The sequence below is a fragment of the Raineyella sp. genome (assembly GCF_034933565.1).
Lineage (GTDB): Bacteria > Actinomycetota > Actinomycetes > Propionibacteriales > Propionibacteriaceae > Raineyella.
On sequence record NZ_JAYFNG010000035.1, the window covers coordinates 1 to 18,536 of the forward strand.

Here is an 18,536-nt window from a genome sequence, read left to right on the forward strand (position 1 = left end):
CGTGCCCACTGGCAAGGGACCCCCTCGCATTGGCCGGTGACGCCCGGCCGGACCGGGCGTCACCGGGTCAGTCGTCGGTGTCGGTGTCGTCGTCCTCGTCGTCCAGGCGCGCCAGCCACGTGGCCAGCCGCTCCACGGGCGTCTCGAACTCCGGGTGGAGATCGACGAAGAAACGGAACTGCTCGGCGAGCCACAGGAAGGAGACCTCCTCCTCCCCGCGGCGCGCCTCGAGCTCCTCGATACCCCGGTCGGTGAAGTACACCGACGTCACCCGCGCGGCCCGAAGGCGGCATCCATCAGTTCCTGCTCCTCCGCGTCGTGACGCTTCTTGCTGCCGACCGCGGTGGTCGCCGAGGCCGGCCGGCAGATCGCCGGCATGGCGCTCCAGTCACGGCTCGGGTCCTTGGCGGCCAGGTCGGGCAGCAGCGAGTAGTGCAGGAACGGCCACGGCCCCTGGTTCGCCGGCTCGTCCTGCACCCAGCGGATGTCGGTGACGTGCCGGTAGGGCGCCAGCACCTCCAGCAGGGCATCGGTGGACAGCGGGTAGAGACGTTCCAGGGTGACGATGGCGACCTTGCCGTTGAGGCCCTTCTTGTCACGGGCGTGGACGAGCTCCCAGCGGACCTTGCCCGAGCAGATCAGCACCCGCTCGACCTGCGACGGGTCGGTGATCGACGGATCGCTCAGCGAATGCTGCCATCGGCCGGTGGTGAAGTCCTCCGGCATCGAGGTGGCCAGCTTGTTGCGGAGCATGGACTTCGGCGTCGGCACGATCAGCGGGCGGTGCCAACCGACCAGGGCGTGCTGGCGCAGCAGGTGGAAGTAGTTCGCCGGGGTCGAGGGCTGGCACACGGCCATGTTGTCCTCGGCGCACATCTGCAGCCACCGCTCGATCCGGGCCGAGGAGTGGTCGGCGCCCTGGCCCTCGTAACCGTGCGGCAGCAGCAGCACGACGCCGGACTTCTGGCCCCACTTGGTGTTGCCCGAGGCGATGAACTCGTCCGAGATCGTCTGGGCGCCGTCGGCGAAGTCGCCGAACTGTGCCTCCCACATCACCAGCGCGTCGGGCCGGGCGACCGAGTAGCCGTACTCGAAGCCCATCACGGCGTACTCGCTGAGCAGCGAGTTGAAGACGTGGAACTTGCCCTGGTCCTCGGTGAGGTGCTTCAGCGGCACCCATGCGTCACCGTTGTCGGAGTCGATCACGGCGGCGAAGCGCTGCGAGAACGTGCCGCGGCGGGTGTCCTGGCCGGTCATCCGGACCGTACGGCCGTCCATCAGCACCGAGCCGATGGCGAGCAGCTCGGCGGTCGCCCAGTCGATCGGGCCCTGCATGATCGCCGCGGCACGGCGCTCGAGCTGGGGGCGGACCTTGCGGTGCGGGGTGAAGCCCTCCGGGTAGTCGACGTACGCGTCGGCGACCCGCTTGAGCACCTCGGGGCTCACTGCGGTGCCCTGGACGAACTCGGACTTCTCCGGGTAGTCCGGCGTGGTGGTGTAGGCGGTGTCGGTGCCCTTGTCCTCGCGGACCTCCTTGAACACGCTCTCCAGCCGCTCGTGGAACCGGTCCATCACGGCCTCGGCGTCCTCGATGGAGATCAGGCCGCGGCCGATCAGCGACTCGGCGTAGAGCTTGCGGGCGGACCGCTTGTTCTCGATCATCCGGTACATCGTCGGCTGGGTGAAGCTCGGGTCGTCACCCTCGTTGTGGCCGCGGCGGCGGTAGCAGACGATGTCCAGCACGACGTCCTTGTTGAACTCGCGGCGGAACTCGTAGGCGAACCGGGACGCCCGGACGACCGCCTCGGGGTCGTCCCCGTTGACGTGGATGATCGGCACGTCGTAGCCCTTGGCCATGCCGGAGGAGTAGAACGTCGAACGGCTGGAGTCGGGGGAGGTGGTGAAGCCGATCTGGTTGTTCACGATGATGTGGATCGTGCCACCGGTGCGGAAGCCGCGCAGCTGCGACATCTGGAAGGTCTCGGCGATCACGCCCTGGCCGGCGAACGACGCGTCGCCGTGCAGCAGGACCGGCAGCACCGGGAACTCGTAGCTGCGGTTCAGCATGTCCTGCTTGGCGCGGGCGATGCCCTCCAGGACCGGGTCGACGGCCTCCAGGTGGGAGGGGTTGGCGGCCACGGAGGCGCGGATCGTCGAGCCGTCCATCGCGGTGAAGGTGCCCTCGGCGCCGAGGTGGTACTTCACGTCGCCGGAGCCCTGCACGGAGCGCGGGTCGAGGTTGCCGTCGAACTCCCGGAAGACCGAGCCGTACGACTTGCCGACGATGTTGGTCAGCACATTCAGCCGGCCGCGGTGCGGCATGCCGATGGCGACCTCGTCGAGGCCGTCCTGCGCCGCCTGGTCACAGATCTCGTCGAGCGCCACGATGGCCGACTCCCCGCCCTCCAGGGAGAACCGCTTCTGGCCCACGTACTTGGTCTGCAGGAACGTCTCGAAGAGCTCGGCCTCGTTGAGCTTGTCGAGGATCCGCAGGTGCTCCTCACCGGGGATCTGGGTGTAGCGGCGCTCCACCCGGTCCTGGATCCAGCGGCGCTGCTCGGGCGAGCCGAGGTGCATGTACTCGATGCCGACGGCGCGGGAGTAGGCGTCGCGCATCGTGATGATGATGTCGCGCAGCTTCATGAACCGCTTCTGGTCCGGGCCGAGGCCACCGACGGCGAACGACCGGTCCAGGTCCCAGACGGACAGCCCGTGGCTCTCCAGCTCGAGGTCGGGGAACGAGCGCTGGTGGTACTCCAGCGGATCGATGTCGGCCAGGTAGTGGCCGGAGACGCGGTAGGCGTTGACCAGGTCCATCACCCGGGTCTGCTTGGAGATCGCGTCCTCGTGCTGGTGGCCCTTGTCCGGCGTCCACTTGTACGGGGCGTACGGGATGCGCAGCGAGGCGAAGACCTTCTCGTAGAAGTCATCGGCGCCCAGCAGCAGGTCGTGCATCCGGTTGAGGAACTCACCGGACTGGGCGCCCTGGATGACGCGGTGATCGTAGGTGGAGGTGAGCGTGCAGATCTTGCCGATGCCCAGCTCCTCCAGCCGCTCCGGGTCCGAGCCCTCGAACTCCGGCGGGTAGGCGATCGAGCCCATCCCGATGATCGCCGCCTGGCCGTTCATCAGCCGCGGCACGGAGTGGTGGGTGCCCATCGGCCCCGGGTTGGTCAGCGAGACGGTGGTGCCGGCGAAGTCGTCGACGGTGAGCTTGTTGCCCCGCCCCTTCTGCACCAGTTCCTCGTACGCGGACCAGAACTGGGCGAAGGTGAGCGTCTCGGCGGCCTTGATGTTGGGCACCAGCAGCTGACGGGTGCCGTCCGGCTTCGGGACGTCGATCGCCAGCCCCACGTTCACATGCGGGTTCTCGACCAGGGTGGGCTTGCCGCCGGTGACGTCGTAGGAGTTGTTCATCGCCGGGACGTCCTTGACCGCCTGGACCAGGGCGTACGCGATGAGATGGGTGAAGCTGATCTTGCCGCCGCGGGCCCGGCGCAGGTGGTTGTTGATCATGGACCGCTGGTCGATGAGCAGCTTCATCGGGATCGTGCGCACCGAGGTGGCCGTCGGCACGCTGAGAGAGAGATCCATGTTCTTCGCGGTGCGCATCGGCGCACCCTTCATCACCGTACGCACCGGCTGGTCGGAGCCGGCCTCGGGCCGCAGCGACGGGTTCGGCGGATCGGCCGGGACGCCGGAGTCCTGGCCGGCGCGGACCGGTCGGGGGCCGGAGCGCACCTCGTTGGGGCGTTCCACCCGGGGCGACTTCGGGGCGGCCGCGGCGGCGGTCACCGCGGGGGCCGAGGCAGCGGGCGGGGTCGACGGCGCGGTGGCCGGGTGCTTGGGGGCGGCGGGGGTCGGGGGTGTCGGAGTCGCGGCGGCCGGTCGGGCCACCGGGGCGGGGGTGGGGGCCGGTGTCTCACCCCGCTCGGTGAAGAACGCCTGCCAGCTCCCGTCGACCGACGTGGGGTCGGTCCTGAAACGGTCGAGCATCTCCTCGATGAGCCAGTCGTTGGCTCCGAAATCAGCAGAGCTGGTAGTGGTGTTTGGTTCGGGCGCGGGGGCCACGGTCGCCTTCTTCCGTCGCGATTCGGTCACTTCGTGGGACAGCGCCTGAACGAGTGCTCGCTACGGGGAGGTCCGGATGACCCGTCCACGGCGGTGTGTCCCACATCCGGTATCCCGGACGGACCCGGCATACCTCTGCCGATCGTAGCCGAAAGTGACCAGTACGCCATGTGGTGTGCGATGTGGAGGGCCGCCGCCGGGTGGGGCGGCCACGGCTCGTCAGCCGGCCGATCGCGGCGTGGCCGGACGACCGCTCGAGGTGTGCCGTACGGTGGCAAACGCGGTCCGGATCAGGCGACCTTCTCGGTCCCGGCGACCTCGCCCACCGTCTCGTCCGCGGCCGCTTCCGTGTCGCCGGGGGTGGCGGTGAGCAGCGACCAGGCGCGGACGTAGGCCAGCACGGTGAAGACCAGCATGCCGAGGTTGCGCACGGTCAGGACCAGGGTCATCGCCGTACGGCCGGTGCCCGGTCCGGCCTCGGTGATCCAGCCGTAGAAGCCCGGGTAGATCAGCTGGGTGAGCAGCGCGAGGACCAGCGCGAGGACCAGCAGCGCGATGTCGCTGCCGGGGATCCTCGCGTCGCCCGGCCGTCCCGCCCGGGCGGCGGTGAGGACGGCGAGCGGGCCGCCGAGCCAGACCAGGTACTGGGGGCTGAAGGTCTTGTTGGTGATGATCATGACGGCGACCACCGCGGTCATGATCATCGCGCCGGTGTAGAGGTCGTGGCCGGGGGAGCGCCAGGCCCGGATGCCGAGCGCGATGATCGCCAGCCCGCCGACCAAAGTGGCGACGGTGGCCACCGTGAGCATCGCCGGCACACCCGGCCCGAACACCTCGTAGGCCTGGTACTGCGAGATCTGGATGACGTAGCGGGCGGGGTGGGCCAGCACGTTGACCATCGCCGGGGTGGCCCACACCGACTCGATCTGCAGGCCGCGCCCGCCCTGCCAGGTGAGCGGTGAGATCAACCGGGCCCAGCCGCCGGTGAGCAGGCTGAGGGCCACCAGGACGGCACCGGTCGCCCCGAAGCCGACCCAGACCGCGCCCCGGCCGCGCCGGCGACCGAAGAGGCCGGTGATCAGCAGCGCCGGCCACAGCTTGATCGCGGCCCCGACCGCGACCAGGCCGCCGGACACCGCCGGGGTGCGCGCGAGCAGCAGTAGCGCCGCGGCCGCCAGGACCGACGGCACCAGGTCGAACCGGGTGTAGACGAGCGGGCCGATCAGGGCGGTGAAGACCATCCAGTAGTAGGCCGCGACGGTCGAACCGGCCCGCCACCCACGCACCCACAGCCACACCGTGAGGGCGGCGTCGAGCAGGCCCATCAGCACCATGAACAACGCCACGTACGCCGTCTGGTCACCACCGCCGAGGAGGAAGGGCAGCCGCAGCAACCACACCACCGGTGTCGGGTACTCCACCAGGGTGTGGGCGAGGCCGGCCTCGGTCAGCCCGGAGATCTTGGTGAAGTAGTAGTAGACGTCCCACCAGACGGTGATCTCCACGCTGAAGAAGAGCGCCAGCATGGCCAGCCGCGACCCGATCCAGACCAGCGCCGCGCCCAGGGCCGGTCCCAGAGGGCTGCGGTGCGGGCGGGGTGTCGTCTCGGCAGGAGTCACGGAACGCAAGGCTACCGGGTCGCCCCGCCGGGTCGCCCTGCCGGCGCGTGACGGCCGGATCGGCGATCGGGAGACAAGTGATGTCGCGCGGTGCCACCGGCTGTCGTGAAAACGGCCGCTGAGGATCGGATACCGATCTCCAGCGGCCTGGCGCCCTGCTTTCCTGGCGCCCCCAGTAGGATTCGAACCTACGCTCCCGCCTCCGGAGGGCGGTGCTCTATCCCCTGAGCTATGGGGGCCTGTCGCCTGCCGGATTCGCACCCTGCGGTGGCAACTGGGCAAATATAGCACCATCGCCGTGGGGTGGTGTCCAATCGGTCCGTCCGACCCCGTCCATCCGGCGCGATCCGGTGGGCCGACCGGCGTGTCGCTGGCAGAGTAGGGCCCATGACGCACATGCACGTCGCCGGCTCGATCCATGCCGACACCATCGCCCCCGGCCCCCAGTGGCTGCGCCTCCCCGAGGACGTCAACGCCCTGCTCCCCGTCCTGTGGAGCACCACGGTCGAACGGGACGACGAGGGCATCCTGACGGTCGGCGGTCTGCGGGCCACCGAGATCGCCGAGCGGTGCGGCACCCCGGTGTACGTCCTGGACGAGGTGGACTTCCACCGGCGGGCCCGGTCGTTCGTCGAGGCGTTCGCCGGCTGGGACGTCTACTACGCGGGCAAGTCCTTCCTCACCACCGCCGTGGCCGGCTGGGCCCTGGCCGACGGCCTGTTCGTCGACTGCAGCACCGGCGGCGAGCTGACCGTCGCGCTGCGCGGCGGCGTCCCGGGGGACCGCATCGGCCTGCACGGCAACAACAAGTCGGAGGCCGAGATCGGCATGGCCCTCGAGGCGGGGGTGGGGCGCATCATCGTCGACTCCTTCGACGAGATCGAGCGGCTCGGCCGGCTGGCCGCCGAGCGGGGCGTACGTCCCCGGGTGATGGTCCGGGTGACCACCGGGGTCGAGGCGCACACCCACGAGTACATCGCCACCGCGCACGAGGACCAGAAGTTCGGCTTCTCCATCGCCTCCGGCCAGGCGAAGGAGGCGCTGCGGGCCTGTGAGGCGGACCCGCACCTGGAGCTGATCGGCATCCACTCCCACATCGGATCGCAGATCTTCGAGACCCACGGCTTCGAGGTGGCCGCCCGGCGGATCATGACGCTGCACGCCGAGGTGGCCCGCGAGTTCGATCGCGAACTGCCCGAGATGGACCTGGGCGGCGGTTTCGGCATCGCCTACACCTCACTGGACCGCCCGGAGAGCCCCGAGCAGCTGGCCGGTGCTCTGCGGGCGATCGTCGAGGAGCAGGCCCACGACCTGGCGGTCCAGGTGCCGCGGATGTCCATCGAGCCCGGACGGGCCATCGTCGGCCCGACCACGATGGCGCTCTACCGGGTCGGGACGGTCAAGCAGGTGGTGCTGGACGGCGGCGCGACCCGTACGTACATCTCGGTGGACGGGGGGATGAGCGACAACATCCGCCCGGCCCTCTACGGAGCCGAGTACTCCGCCACCCTGGCCAGCCGCGCCTCGACCGCCGGTGCCCGGCTGTCGCGGATCGTCGGCAAGCACTGCGAGGGCGGGGACATCCTGGTCCGCGACGAGTTCATGCCGGCCGACATCGCTCCGGGTGACCTGGTCGCGGTGCCCGGGTCGGGGGCGTACAGCCGGGCGATGGCCTCCAACTACAACATGGTGCCGCGGCCGTCGGTGGTGGCCGTCCGCGACGGCGCACTGCACACCCTGGTGCGCCGCGAGACCATCGAGGACCTCCTCGCGCTCGACCTCGGCTACGACCCGGTACCGTGAGACGACCCGGTACCGTGAGGCCCCCGGACACGGCGGACCGGCAGACCCGGGCCCGATCCGATGAAGCACGCCGATCCTACGAAGCACAGTGAGGTTGACAGAATGAATGAACCGGTCGGGCGCCCGCTGGGCGTGGCACTGCTCGGCTGTGGCGTGGTCGGCGCCGAAGTGGCGCGTCAGCTGCTGGACCACGGCGACGACCTCGCTGCGCGCGTCGGAGCCCCGCTGCACCTGGTCGGGATCGCGGTGCGCCGTGCCGACCGCGAGCGCCCCGGCCTGCCCTCCGAGCTGTTCACCACGGACGCGGCCGGGCTGATCGGGCGCGACGACGTCGACCTGGTGATCGAGGTCGTCGGCGGCATCGAGCCCGCCCGGAGCTGGATCCTGCAGGCGCTGAGGGCCGGCAAACCGGTGGTCACCGCCAACAAGGCACTGCTCGCCGAGGACGGACCCACCCTGGTGGCGGCGGCCGACGGCAACCGGACCGACCTCTACTACGAGGCGGCGGTGGCCGGGGCCATCCCGATCGTCCGACCGATGCGCGACTCGCTGGTGGGTGACCAGGTCACCCGGGTGATGGGGATCGTCAACGGCACGACGAACTTCATCCTGGACAAGATGCACACCGCCGGTGCCGGTTTCGCCGAGACCCTCAGCGAGGCCCAGGCCCTCGGGTACGCCGAGGCGGATCCGACGGCCGATGTCGAGGGGTACGACGCGGCCGCCAAGGCGGCGATCCTGGCCACGCTGGCGTTCCATTCCCGGGTCACCCTCGACGACGTCCACCGCGAGGGCATCACCGACGTGTCCCGGGCCGACATCGCCGCGGCCGAGTCGCTCGGCATGGTGGTCAAGATGCTGGCGATCTGCGAGCTCGAGGAGCTCCCGGACGGACAGCGTCGGGTCTCGGCCCGGGTGCACCCGGCGATGCTGCCCGCCCATCACCCGCTCGCCGGCGTCGGCGGGGCGTTCAATGCCGTGTTCGTGGAGACCGCGGCGGCCGGTCAGCTGATGTTCTACGGCAAGGGTGCCGGTGGCGCACCGACCGCCTCCGCCGTGCTCGGGGACCTGGTGACGGTCGCCCGGCACCGTGTCGTGGGCGGGCTCGGCGCACGCTCCGCGGTCTACCAGGACCTCGAGGTCGCCCCGATCGGCGACGTGATCACCCGGTTCCACATCGCCCTGGAGGTCGAGGACACGGTGGGTGTGCTGGCCAAGGTCGCAAAGGTGTTGGCCGATCACAATGTCTCGATCATGACCATGCGTCAGGAGGACGCCAGCGGGACCGCCCGGTTGGTGCTGGGCACGCACACCGCCCGCAACGCCGATGTCGAGGCGACCGTCGACGAGCTCGTGGCCATCCCCGAGGTGTACGAGGTGTCCAGCCTGATGCGGGTGGAGGGGCGCTGAGGTGAGGATCGTCGTCCGCGTCCCGGCATCCTCGGCCAATCTCGGCCCGGGCTTCGACTGCATGGGCATGGCCCTCGACTGGTTCGACGAGGTCACCCTGACCACTCGGCCGTCCGGCATCGATGTCGATGTCACCGGCGAGGGTGCCGACGACGTCCCCCGGGACGCCTCGCACCTGATCGTCTCGACCTTCCTCTCCGGGCTGGAGTCGCTGCGGGTCGCCCCGCCGAACGGACTGCGCCTGCAGGCGCACAACTCGATCCCGCACGGGCGCGGCCTGGGTTCCTCCTCCGCCGCCATCACCGCCGGCCTGCTGCTCGCCTGGGCGTACGCCCATCCGGCGTCCCAGCCGGACCGCAAATGGATGGAACGGATCGGCACCCGGCTCGAGGGTCACGCCGACAACGTCGCCGCGGTGATCCTCGGCGGCCTGGCGATCGCGTGGGGGAGCGCCGACAGCGGGCGCGCGGTGTCCGCACCGCTGTCCGGAGACCTGCGCGCCCTGGCGTACATCCCCCAGCGGGCGGTGCCCACCCGGAAGGCCCGCGAGGTGCTGCCCGCCGAGGTGAGCCATGCGGACGCCGCGGCCAACACCGGCCGGGCGGCGCTGCTGGTGCACGCCCTCGCCCAGCGCCCGGATCTGCTGCTGGATGCGACCGCGGACTGGCTGCACCAGCGCTACCGCGCCGAGCTGATGCCCGAGTCGGCCCGACTGGTCGCCGACCTGCGGGCCCGCGGGCACGCGGCGATCATCTCCGGTGCCGGGCCGACCGTGGTCGTGCTGGGCACCGAGGAGATGCTCGACGAGCTGGCCCGTACGCCGTTCCAGGGCTTCGACCGACGGCTGTTGCATGTCGGCGGGCCGGCGCACATCGTCTCGATCTGCGAGGACTGAGGCAGCCCGACGGACCCCACCGCCAGCCGATCCGCCGTCCCTGTGTACGGACTGCGGATCGGGTGGTACGCTCAGGACCAGCGCATCGCCCCGTCTGGGCGACGCATGGTGCCCGGATCATCTGATCTCCCCGTGGCGGCACAGACCTCGGTCCCCTTCAGGGCAGTAGTGCGGTCGGACTGCAGCGCAGTCGGACCGCAGTGCAGTCGGGATCGTACGGTCATCACCGCGCGATCCGATGGTCGTGGTGGGCACGCGTGGCGCGTTTCCTGATCCCTGAATGGCAGTCCCTGACGGGCATTCCCGAGGAAGCGCGGCACTGATCCGAACAGCGGGCCGTCGAAGGCCCAGGACCGGCGTGACGTCAGTAGTGCGTCCCGGTCCCCGGAAAGGAATCCCGTGACCGAAACGTCGAATGCGACGACCCCGGTGGACAACGCGACCCCGACGGCGACCAAGCGCGCCGCGGGTGGGCTCGAGGCCAAAGTGCTGCCCGAGCTGCGCCAGATGGCCGGCGGGCTGGGGGTCAAGGGCACCTCCGGCATGCGCAAGGCCGACCTGATCGCCGCGATCCGGTCCGCGCAGGCCGGTCAGTCGTCCGGCGCCGCTGCAGCGGGCTCGACCCCGCCCGGTGGGCGGGGCAGCCGACGTGCCCAGGGGGCCCCGGCGCAGCCGGCTGCCGCTGAGCCGGCGGAGCGTACGGCGCACCGGGCGCCGGAGCAGGGTGGTGAGCGTGCCGAGCGTCCCGCCCGCCGTCGGACCGAGCCCGCCGCGGCCGACGGCGCCACGACCGCTCCCCGCCGGGAGGAGCCCCGCCGCGAGGAGGCCCGGGGCGAGCGTGAGTCGCAGGGAGAGCCGGTGCGCCAGCGCTCGCAGGACCGCCAGCACGTCGAGTCGACCGAACAGGGCGGCGCCGACCGGCAGCGGGCGGAACGCCAGGAGGGTCAGCCCCGGCAGAACCGCGAGGGTGGTAACCGTCAGGATCGTGAGGGTGGTAACCGTCAGGATCGTGAGGGTGGCAACCGTCAGGACCGCGACGGTGGCAACCGTCAGGACCGGGAGGACCGCGGCGAGGCCGGTGGCCGGCGCAGCCGCCGGCGCCGTGGCCGTGATCGGCAGAACCGCCGGACGACCACCGGTGGTGGGCGCAGTGGCGGCATGGATCGCTACGAGAACGAGCCGACCGTGGCCGAGGACGACGTCCTGACCCCGGTGGCCGGCGTACTCGACGTCCTGGACAATTACGCCTTCGTCCGCACCTCCGGCTACCTGCCGGGGTCCGACGATGCGTACGTCTCCCTCGGCATGGTGAAGAAGTACGGCCTGCGCAAGGGCGACGTGGTGACCGGGGCGCTGCGCCAGCCGCGCGAGGGGGAGCAGCACAAGGCGAAGTTCAACCCGCTGGTCCGGATCGACTCGATCAACGGCGCCGAACCGGCGACGATGAAGGAGCGGCCGGAGTTCAACAAGCTCACCCCGCTCTACCCCGACGAGCAGCTGCGGCTGGAGTCCGATCCGACCAACATGACCGGCCGGATCATCGACCTGGTCGCCCCGGTGGGCAAGGGCCAGCGCGGTCTGATCGTGTCGCCGCCGAAGGCGGGCAAGACCTTCGTGATGCAGTCGATCGCCAATGCGATCGCACGCAACAATCCCGAGGTCCACCTCATGGTGGTCCTTGTCGACGAGCGTCCCGAGGAGGTCACCGACTTCGAGCGGACGACCTCCGGTGAGGTCATCTCGTCGACCTTCGACCGTCCCGCCGACGACCACACCACGGTCGCCGAGCTGGCCATCGAGCGGGCCAAGCGCCTGGTCGAGCTGGGCCGCGACGTCGTCGTGCTGCTCGACGGCATCACCCGCCTGGGGCGCGCCTACAACCTCGCCGCCCCCGCCTCCGGCCGGATCCTCTCCGGTGGCGTCGACTCCGCGGCGCTCTACCCGCCGAAGAAGTTCTTCGGCGCTGCGCGCAACATCGAGAACGGCGGATCGTTGACGATCCTCGCCACCGCGCTGGTCGAGACCGGCTCGAAGATGGACGAGGTCATCTTCGAGGAGTTCAAGGGCACCGGCAACATGGAGCTGCGGCTGCGCCGGGAGTACGCGGAGAAGCGGATCTTCCCGGCCATCGACGTGGTGCAGTCCGGCACCCGGCGCGAGGAGCTGCTGCTCGGCGCCCACGAGCTTGCGATCATGTGGAAGCTGCGCCGGGTGCTGTCCAACATGGACGGCCAGCAGGCGCTCGAGATGCTGCTCAAGCAGATGAGGAAGACCCAGTCCAACGCGGAGTTCCTGATCCAGATCTCCAAGAGCACGCCGAACCGCGACGGGTTCTGATCGGGTCACCCGCCGGCACGGGCAGGGGCACCGGGAACATTTGGTGCTCCGTCGGCGTTTGCGGCATAGTTGTCCCTTGGTCCGGTTCACGCCCGCAGGAGCCTCCACCCTGATCGGACGACCCGGCGCCACCACACGACAAGGAGAATGAGATGAAGCAGGGGATCCACCCCGATTACCACGAGACGAAGGTCGTCTGCACCTGCGGCAACACCTTCACCACTCGTTCCACGGCCCCCGCCGGCGAGATCCGCGCCGACGTCTGCTCGGCCTGCCACCCCTTCTACACCGGCAAGCAGAAGATCCTCGACACCGGCGGCCGCGTCGCCAGGTTCGAGAAGCGCTACGGCAGCTTCAAGAAGGGCAAGTAGTCCTCCCGCAACGCCGGGGTGCAGCCAGGCTGCGCCCCGGCGTTCGTCGTTCCCGCCCGTCTCCCGCGTACGCCCCCGGAGGTCCCGATGTCCGAGTCCGATGACCGTCTGCAGTCCCTGCTGGCGGCCGTGACGCCGTTGCGCGAGGAGTACCACGAGGTCGAGGTACGGATGGCGGACCCGGCGGTGCTGGCCGACCAGCGCGCGATGCGGCGCCTGGGCCGGCGCTACGCCGACCTCGGGCCGGTGGTCCGGGCCGCCGACGAGTACCACCGACTGAGCGAGGACCTGACCGCCGCGCTCGAGCTGGCGGGCGAGGACCCCGGGTTCGCCGCGGAGGCCGAGGACCTCGCCGAGCGCCTGCACACCGTCGACGAGCGACTCGTCCGCCTGCTCGCCCCACGGGATCCGAACGACTCGCTGGACGCGATCGTCGAGATCAAGTCCGGTGAGGGCGGGGAGGAATCGGCGCTGTTCGCCGGTGACCTCTTCGGCATGTACCGCCGGTTCGCCGAGGCCCGCGGCTGGAAGATCGAGATCCTTGAGGCGCAGGAAACCGATCTCGGTGGCTACAAGTCGATCACCTTCGTGGTGCACGCCCCCTCCGCCGCCGACCCGGACCGGATGCCGTACGGCACGCTCAAGTTCGAGGGCGGGGTGCACCGGGTCCAACGGGTGCCGGTCACCGAGTCCCAGGGCCGGATCCACACCTCCGCCGCCGGGGTGCTGGTGATGCCCGACGTCGAGGACGACGATGCGATCGAGATCGACCCCGACGACCTGCGGATCGATGTCTACCGCTCCAGCGGCAAGGGCGGCCAGGGTGTCAACACCACCGACTCCGCGGTCCGGATCACCCACCTGCCGAGCGGCATCGTGGTGACCTGTCAGAACGAGCGGTCCCAGCTGCAGAACAAGGAGCAGGCCCTGCGCATCCTGCGGGCCCGGCTGGTGGCCCGCGCCGAGGATGAGTCCGCCGCCGAGGCGTCCGAGGCCCGGCGCTCCCAGGTGCGTACGGTCGACCGGTCCGAACGGGTGCGGACATACAACTTCCCCGAGAACCGCATCGCTGACCACCGCATCGGGTACAAGGCGCACAACCTCGACCAGGTGCTGAACGGTGACCTCGGCCCGGTGATCGAGGCGCTGCAGAGCGCCGACACCGCCGAGCGACTCCGGTCGGTCGCCGAGTGAGCGCCCGCCGGATGCGCAGCGACCGGATGCGAGGACCGGATGTGTGACGACCGGACGGGCACCACCACCGGCGGCGATGCGCCGATCCGTCCGACGGCGCTGGCCCGCCGCGGCGCCGAGCTGCTCCGCGGCCGGGTGGCCTCGCCGCAGGTCGATGCCCGGTTGCTGCTCGCCCACGTGCTGGGGATCACCCCGGGGGACCTGGTGATGGCCGACCCGCCGGATGCGGCCCGGGTCGAGGCCTACCGCGAGCTACTGGCCCGCCGCGCCGAGGGCGTCCCCCTCCAGCACCTCACCGGGGAGGCCTGGTTCCGTCACGTTCGGGTGGCCGTCGGCCCCGGTGTGTTCGTGCCGCGTCCGGAGACCGAGCTGGTCGCCGGGGCGGCAATCGACGCGGCCCGCGCGGTGCGCGGACAAGGACGTAGGCCCCGGGTCGTCGAACTGTGTGCCGGCTCGGGCGCCATCAGCGCCGCTCTGGTCGACGAGGTGCCCGGCTGCGAGGTCGTCGCGGTCGAGCTCGATCCCGCCGCGATCCGTTGGACCCGGGCCAACCTGGCCGGCACCGGCGTCGACGTCCGGCTGGGCGATCTGGCCGACGCCGCCCCCGAGTGGGACGGCACGGTCGACATCGTCGTCGTCAACCCACCGTACGTCCCGCTGACCGTCCGCGATCGTCTGCCGGTCGAGGTCACCGCCCACGATCCGGCGCTGGCGGTGTTCTCCGGCGCGGACGGCCTCGAGGCGATCCGGGCGGTGGAGCGGACCGCCCGCCGGCTGTTGCGCCCGGGCGGGGTGGTCGTCTGCGAGCACGACGACAGCCACGGCCGGACGGCGCCGGCGGTCTTCGCCGGACCCGCCTGGACCGGTGTCGTCGACCACCCGGATCTGTCCGGGCGACCACGGTTCGTGTCGGGGACCCGCACGCAGGTGGCAGGATGAGGGGGTGAGCGACATGCCGGAGGAGCAGAAGGACACCGAGTCGGCCGTCGTCCCGCCCGCGCCCGGGCCCAGGATCGTCGACTGCACCCAGGGTGACACCGGGCCGGCACTGGCCGCGGCCAAGGAGGTCATCGCCGAGGGCCGGGTGATGGTGATGCCGACCGACACGGTCTACGGGGTCTGCGCCGATGCTTTCGATGCGTACGCCGTGCAGCGACTGCTGACCGCCAAGCACCGCGGCCGGGACATGCCCCCGCCCGTGCTGATCGGTGACGAGGGTGTGATGGCCGCGCTGGCCATCGATGTACCCGAGGCTGCGAACCAGCTCGTCGCCGCGTTCTGGCCGGGGCCGTTGACGATCATCTGCCGGGCCCAGTCGAGCCTGCGGATGGACCTCGGCGAGACCAACGGCACCATTGCGCTGCGGGTGCCCGACAACGAGCTCGCCCGCGAGGTGCTGCGGCGGACCGGTCCGTTGGCGGTGAGCAGCGCGAACGTCTCGGGTCAGTCACCGGCCACCACGGTCCGGGAGGCCGCCGATCAGCTCGGTGTGGACGTCGCCCTCTACCTCGACGGCGGTCCGACCCCGGGCCCGGTGCCCTCGACCATCGTCGACTTCACCGGCTATCCGGAGGGCCGTGTCGTCCGGCAGGGGATCATCTCCCTCGACGAGTTGCGCGCGGTCTCCGCCGGCGTACGCTCCTTCGCCGGCGAGACGCCCGCTCCGGCCGAGGAGACGCCCGCCCCGGCAGCGGATGCGCCGGCGGGCGAGGGTACGGCGCAGAACGGCACCGGTGAGACCGACGGGACCGACCCGAGCGGGACGACGGCGACCCCTGCGTCGCCGACCGAAGGTCCCCGGACCGCCTAGCGATGCGCGAATACATCCTCGTCCTGCTGGTGGCCGCCGCGGTCACCTACCAGCTCAGCGGATGGGCCCGGCGGGCGGCGATCCGGTTCGGGGCCGTGGCCAAGGTCCGGTCCCGGGACGTCCACGTCGTGCCGACGCCGTACTTCGGGGGAGTGGCGATGCTGATCGGTGTCGCCGTCGCCTTCCTGCTGTCGATGAACCTGCCGTTCCTCGGCCGCCACGAGATCGTCCGCCACGACGCCACCTGGATCCTGGTCGCCGTGGCCGTGCTGTGCGCCGTCGGGGTGCTCGACGATCTGCTGGACATCAGTGCGATCACCAAGTTCGCCGGGCAGGTGCTGGCCGCGGGGATCGTGGTGCAGGCCGGCGTCCGGTTGCTGTGGATCCCGCTGCCCGACCGGATCATCTCGCTGGACACCGCCAGTTCCATCGTGCTGACCGTCTTCTTCGTGGTGGTCTGCACCAACGCGGTGAACTTCGTCGACGGCCTGGACGGTCTGGCGGCCGGCGTGGTCGGCATCGGGGCGGCGGCCTTCTTCACCTACTCCTACATCCTCGCCGTCGAGCAGGACCTCGTCCGGGCCACGACCGCCAGCGTGATCTCGGTGGCGATCGTCGGGGTCTGCCTGGGGTTCCTGCCGCACAACGTCCACCCGTCGAAGATGTTCATGGGCGACTCCGGGTCGATGCTCCTCGGGTTCCTGCTGGCCACCTCCACGGTGAGCCTGACCGGCCAGTTCGACTCGTCGAAACTGGAGGCGGGCGGCGGCGATCTGCTGCCGGCCTACCTCCCGCTCGTCCTGCCGGTCGCGATCCTCGGGCTGCCGCTGCTCGACCTGGTGCTCGCCTGGATCCGCCGGGCGAACCAGGGCAACTGGTGGTTCGTGGCCGACAAGGGCCACCTGCACCACCAACTGCTGCGGCGTGGCTACACGCACCGCGGGGCGGTCACCGTGATGTATCTGTGGACCGCGCTGCTGTCGTTCGGGGTGATGACGATCGGCCTGACCCGCAGCACCTGGGTGGTGGTGGCCTGGGTGTGCGCCGCGGCGGCGGTGGTGGGGATCACCCTGGGCCCCGGGCCACGACTCTTCGGCGAGGACGCGCGGCGCCGGGCGGCTCGCCGCTCGACCCTGCGTTCGGCACATCACAAGCGGTAGCCGCCACCTTGTGTTACGTTTCACAAGCGGGCGCCGGACGGCACCGCGACGGGCCTCCGAAGGGGTGGGAAGCACCGCAGGATGAGTACGGTCATGGCGATGGATGAGCAGGCGGGGGGCGAGGCTCCTCTGCCGGGTGAACCCATCATCGAACGGCCCGTCAGCGGCACCGCCACGATCCTGATCCGCCGCCTCCTGGTGGCCGGCCTGCTCGGCGGCCACCTCGGACTGGTCGGCTCCACGCTCGCCCTGGGGATCGTCCGCGGGGGAGTGGCGGGCGCCTCGGCGGCCGTCGGTGCCGTGATCGCGATCCTGTTCTTCAGCATCGGCCAGGCCGTCGTGCTCCGCTACGCCGAGCGGGATGGCTCGGTGCTGCTGGTGGCGGCCCTGGTCTCGTACGGCATCCGGGTGTCCGGCCTGGCCGGCGTCGTCGCCCTCTACGAGGCGTCCGGGCTGACGCTGCTCGACCGCACTGCCACTGCGCTGGGGATCGTGGCGACCGTGCTGCTGTGGACAACGGCCGAAGTGGTCGCTTTCGCACGGATGCGTATCCCCGTTTATGACCTCGGTCACCCCGAGCGCCCGGGTGCGGGCGGGGAGTGACGCTGCGACATGGCAACTGATAGTGTCCGAGACGCGCTGACGGACGAGGAGGTCGACAACGTGGGTACCCGACGCCACAGATCTGGCGATCCCGAATCCTCGTTGGCACCGTCCGGCGAACCGGACGGGATGGACACGGGTATGCGCATCCTGTCCTACCTCGCCTCGGGCCTGATCCTCTACGGAGGCCTCGGTTGGCTCGGCGACAAGTTCTTGGGCACCTCTTTCCTGCTGCCCCTCGGGCTCATCATCGGTCTGGTGCTGGCCATGTTCATGATCATCAGACGCTACAACCACGATCCCGGCGACAAGCCGCCGACGAAGCAGTCCGGATAGAGACCATGACGTACGACATCGAAGTTGAGGAGGAACGGTGGGTCCGTTGACACTGCCGGCCGTGGTGGGAGCGCTGGCCCCGCTGGAAGCGGGCGTTTTTGAAACCCCCGGTGTGAGGGATTTCCGGTTCTTCTGTGAAGCCGCCGAACCCGGTGTGCGCGGCCCGAACGACCCCGGCAACCTGGCGGGCTGTACGTTCGGCGTCGACTGGATGAACAAGCCGTTCTGGCAGGCCGTGATCGGTGCGGCTCTGGTCATCGCGCTGTGGTGGTTCGCCTCCCGCAAGCTGAAGACCGTCCCCGGCAAGGGTCAGTTCTTCTGGGAGTACGTGTACGGCTTCATCCGCAACGGTGTCGCCCGCGACATCCTCGGCCCGGAGTACCGCCGCTACCTGCCCTATCTGCTGGGCCTGTTCAGCTTCCTGTTGGTGAACAACTGGTTCGGCGAGACCTTCGTGTTCATGCTCCCGACGTTCTCCAACATCGGGTACGCGTGGGCCCTGGCGATCATGTCCTGGGTCATCTACATCGGCGCCGGCATCAGCAAGCACGGCTTCGGCAAGTACATGAAGATGCAGCTCATCCCCGAGGGGGTGCCGGTCTACCTGTACCCGGTGATCGTGCCGCTGGAGTTCCTCTCGAACTTCATCACCCGGCCGCTCACGCTCGGCCTGCGTCTCTTCGCCAATATGTTCGCCGGTCACCTGGTGGTCGCGGTGTTCGTGGTGGGCGGTGCATTCCTGCTGACCTTCCCGCACAACCCCTTCTACAACGTGTCGGGTGCGGTCTCCATCCTGTTCAGCTTCGCGATCCTCTTCCTCGAGCTGTTCATCGGCTTCCTGCAGGCCTACATCTTCACGGTGCTGACCGCCCAGTACATCCATTCCTCCCTCGCGGAAGCGCACTGACGCCGAGCAGGGATCCCCTT

General features: G+C 70.2%; 15 protein-coding genes and 1 tRNA gene. 12 read left to right on the plus strand and 4 right to left on the minus strand.

Features of this window, described 5'->3' with window-relative positions; all coding sequences use genetic code 11:
* Positions 1-67 precede the first annotated feature (67 nt).
* From VB059_RS10575 to VB059_RS10590, 4 genes are all read right to left on the minus strand, one after another.
* Positions 68-262: a DUF6104 family protein gene (locus VB059_RS10575; protein WP_323421991.1), complete on the minus strand. Its 195-nt coding sequence runs from the start codon at positions 260-262 to the stop codon at positions 68-70.
* Positions 263-267: 5 nt separating this feature from the next.
* Positions 268-4,071 (minus strand): multifunctional oxoglutarate decarboxylase/oxoglutarate dehydrogenase thiamine pyrophosphate-binding subunit/dihydrolipoyllysine-residue succinyltransferase subunit, encoded by a 3,804-nt coding sequence (locus VB059_RS10580; protein ID WP_323421992.1) that lies wholly within the window; start codon positions 4,069-4,071, stop codon positions 268-270.
* A gap of 290 nt (positions 4,072-4,361) precedes the next feature.
* Positions 4,362-5,690: a glycosyltransferase 87 family protein gene (locus tag VB059_RS10585; protein WP_323421993.1), complete on the minus strand. Its 1,329-nt coding sequence runs from the start codon at positions 5,688-5,690 to the stop codon at positions 4,362-4,364.
* A 164-nt stretch (positions 5,691-5,854) separates the two neighbouring features.
* Positions 5,855-5,929, minus strand: a tRNA-Arg gene (locus tag VB059_RS10590).
* Positions 5,930-6,077: 148 nt separating this feature from the next.
* On the opposite strand from VB059_RS10590, the gene lysA reads away from it, so the two are divergent.
* From lysA to atpB, 12 genes are all read left to right on the plus strand, one after another.
* Positions 6,078-7,493, plus strand: a complete 1,416-nt coding sequence (lysA, locus tag VB059_RS10595; protein WP_323421994.1) for a diaminopimelate decarboxylase — start codon at positions 6,078-6,080, stop codon at positions 7,491-7,493.
* A 102-nt stretch (positions 7,494-7,595) separates the two neighbouring features.
* A complete protein-coding gene (locus VB059_RS10600) occupies positions 7,596-8,903 on the plus strand; it encodes a homoserine dehydrogenase (RefSeq protein ID WP_323421995.1) in 1,308 nt (435 codons plus the stop codon).
* Between the two features lies 1 nt (position 8,904).
* Positions 8,905-9,798: a homoserine kinase gene (thrB, locus tag VB059_RS10605; protein ID WP_323421996.1), complete on the plus strand. Its 894-nt coding sequence runs from the start codon at positions 8,905-8,907 to the stop codon at positions 9,796-9,798.
* A gap of 507 nt (positions 9,799-10,305) precedes the next feature.
* Positions 10,306-12,135 carry a transcription termination factor Rho gene (gene rho, locus VB059_RS10610; protein ID WP_416339544.1) on the plus strand — a complete coding sequence of 610 codons (1,830 nt, stop codon included), beginning with the start codon at positions 10,306-10,308 and terminating at the stop codon, positions 12,133-12,135.
* Between the two features lie 152 nt (positions 12,136-12,287).
* Positions 12,288-12,506 carry a 50S ribosomal protein L31 gene (rpmE, locus tag VB059_RS10615; protein ID WP_323421997.1) on the plus strand — a complete coding sequence of 73 codons (219 nt, stop codon included), beginning with the start codon at positions 12,288-12,290 and terminating at the stop codon, positions 12,504-12,506.
* 87 nt (positions 12,507-12,593) lie between these two features.
* The gene (gene prfA / locus VB059_RS10620) at positions 12,594-13,700 is read left to right on the plus strand and encodes a peptide chain release factor 1 (RefSeq protein ID WP_323421998.1); all 1,107 of its coding nucleotides are present in this window, start codon (positions 12,594-12,596) and stop codon (positions 13,698-13,700) included.
* 39 nt (positions 13,701-13,739) lie between these two features.
* Entirely contained in the window at positions 13,740-14,639 is a 900-nt protein-coding gene (gene prmC / locus VB059_RS10625) for a peptide chain release factor N(5)-glutamine methyltransferase (protein WP_323421999.1), read from the plus strand.
* 13 nt (positions 14,640-14,652) lie between these two features.
* Positions 14,653-15,510, plus strand: coding sequence for an L-threonylcarbamoyladenylate synthase (locus VB059_RS10630; RefSeq protein ID WP_323422026.1), 858 nt, complete (start codon positions 14,653-14,655; stop codon positions 15,508-15,510).
* A gap of 2 nt (positions 15,511-15,512) precedes the next feature.
* Positions 15,513-16,670 carry an MraY family glycosyltransferase gene (locus tag VB059_RS10635; RefSeq protein ID WP_323422000.1) on the plus strand — a complete coding sequence of 386 codons (1,158 nt, stop codon included), beginning with the start codon at positions 15,513-15,515 and terminating at the stop codon, positions 16,668-16,670.
* 99 nt (positions 16,671-16,769) lie between these two features.
* A complete protein-coding gene (locus VB059_RS10640) occupies positions 16,770-17,273 on the plus strand; it encodes a hypothetical protein (RefSeq protein WP_323422001.1) in 504 nt (167 codons plus the stop codon).
* Positions 17,274-17,414: 141 nt separating this feature from the next.
* The gene (locus VB059_RS10645) at positions 17,415-17,609 is read left to right on the plus strand and encodes a hypothetical protein (RefSeq protein ID WP_323422002.1); all 195 of its coding nucleotides are present in this window, start codon (positions 17,415-17,417) and stop codon (positions 17,607-17,609) included.
* A 61-nt stretch (positions 17,610-17,670) separates the two neighbouring features.
* A complete protein-coding gene (atpB, locus tag VB059_RS10650) occupies positions 17,671-18,516 on the plus strand; it encodes a F0F1 ATP synthase subunit A (protein WP_323422027.1) in 846 nt (281 codons plus the stop codon).
* Positions 18,517-18,536 lie beyond the last annotated feature (20 nt).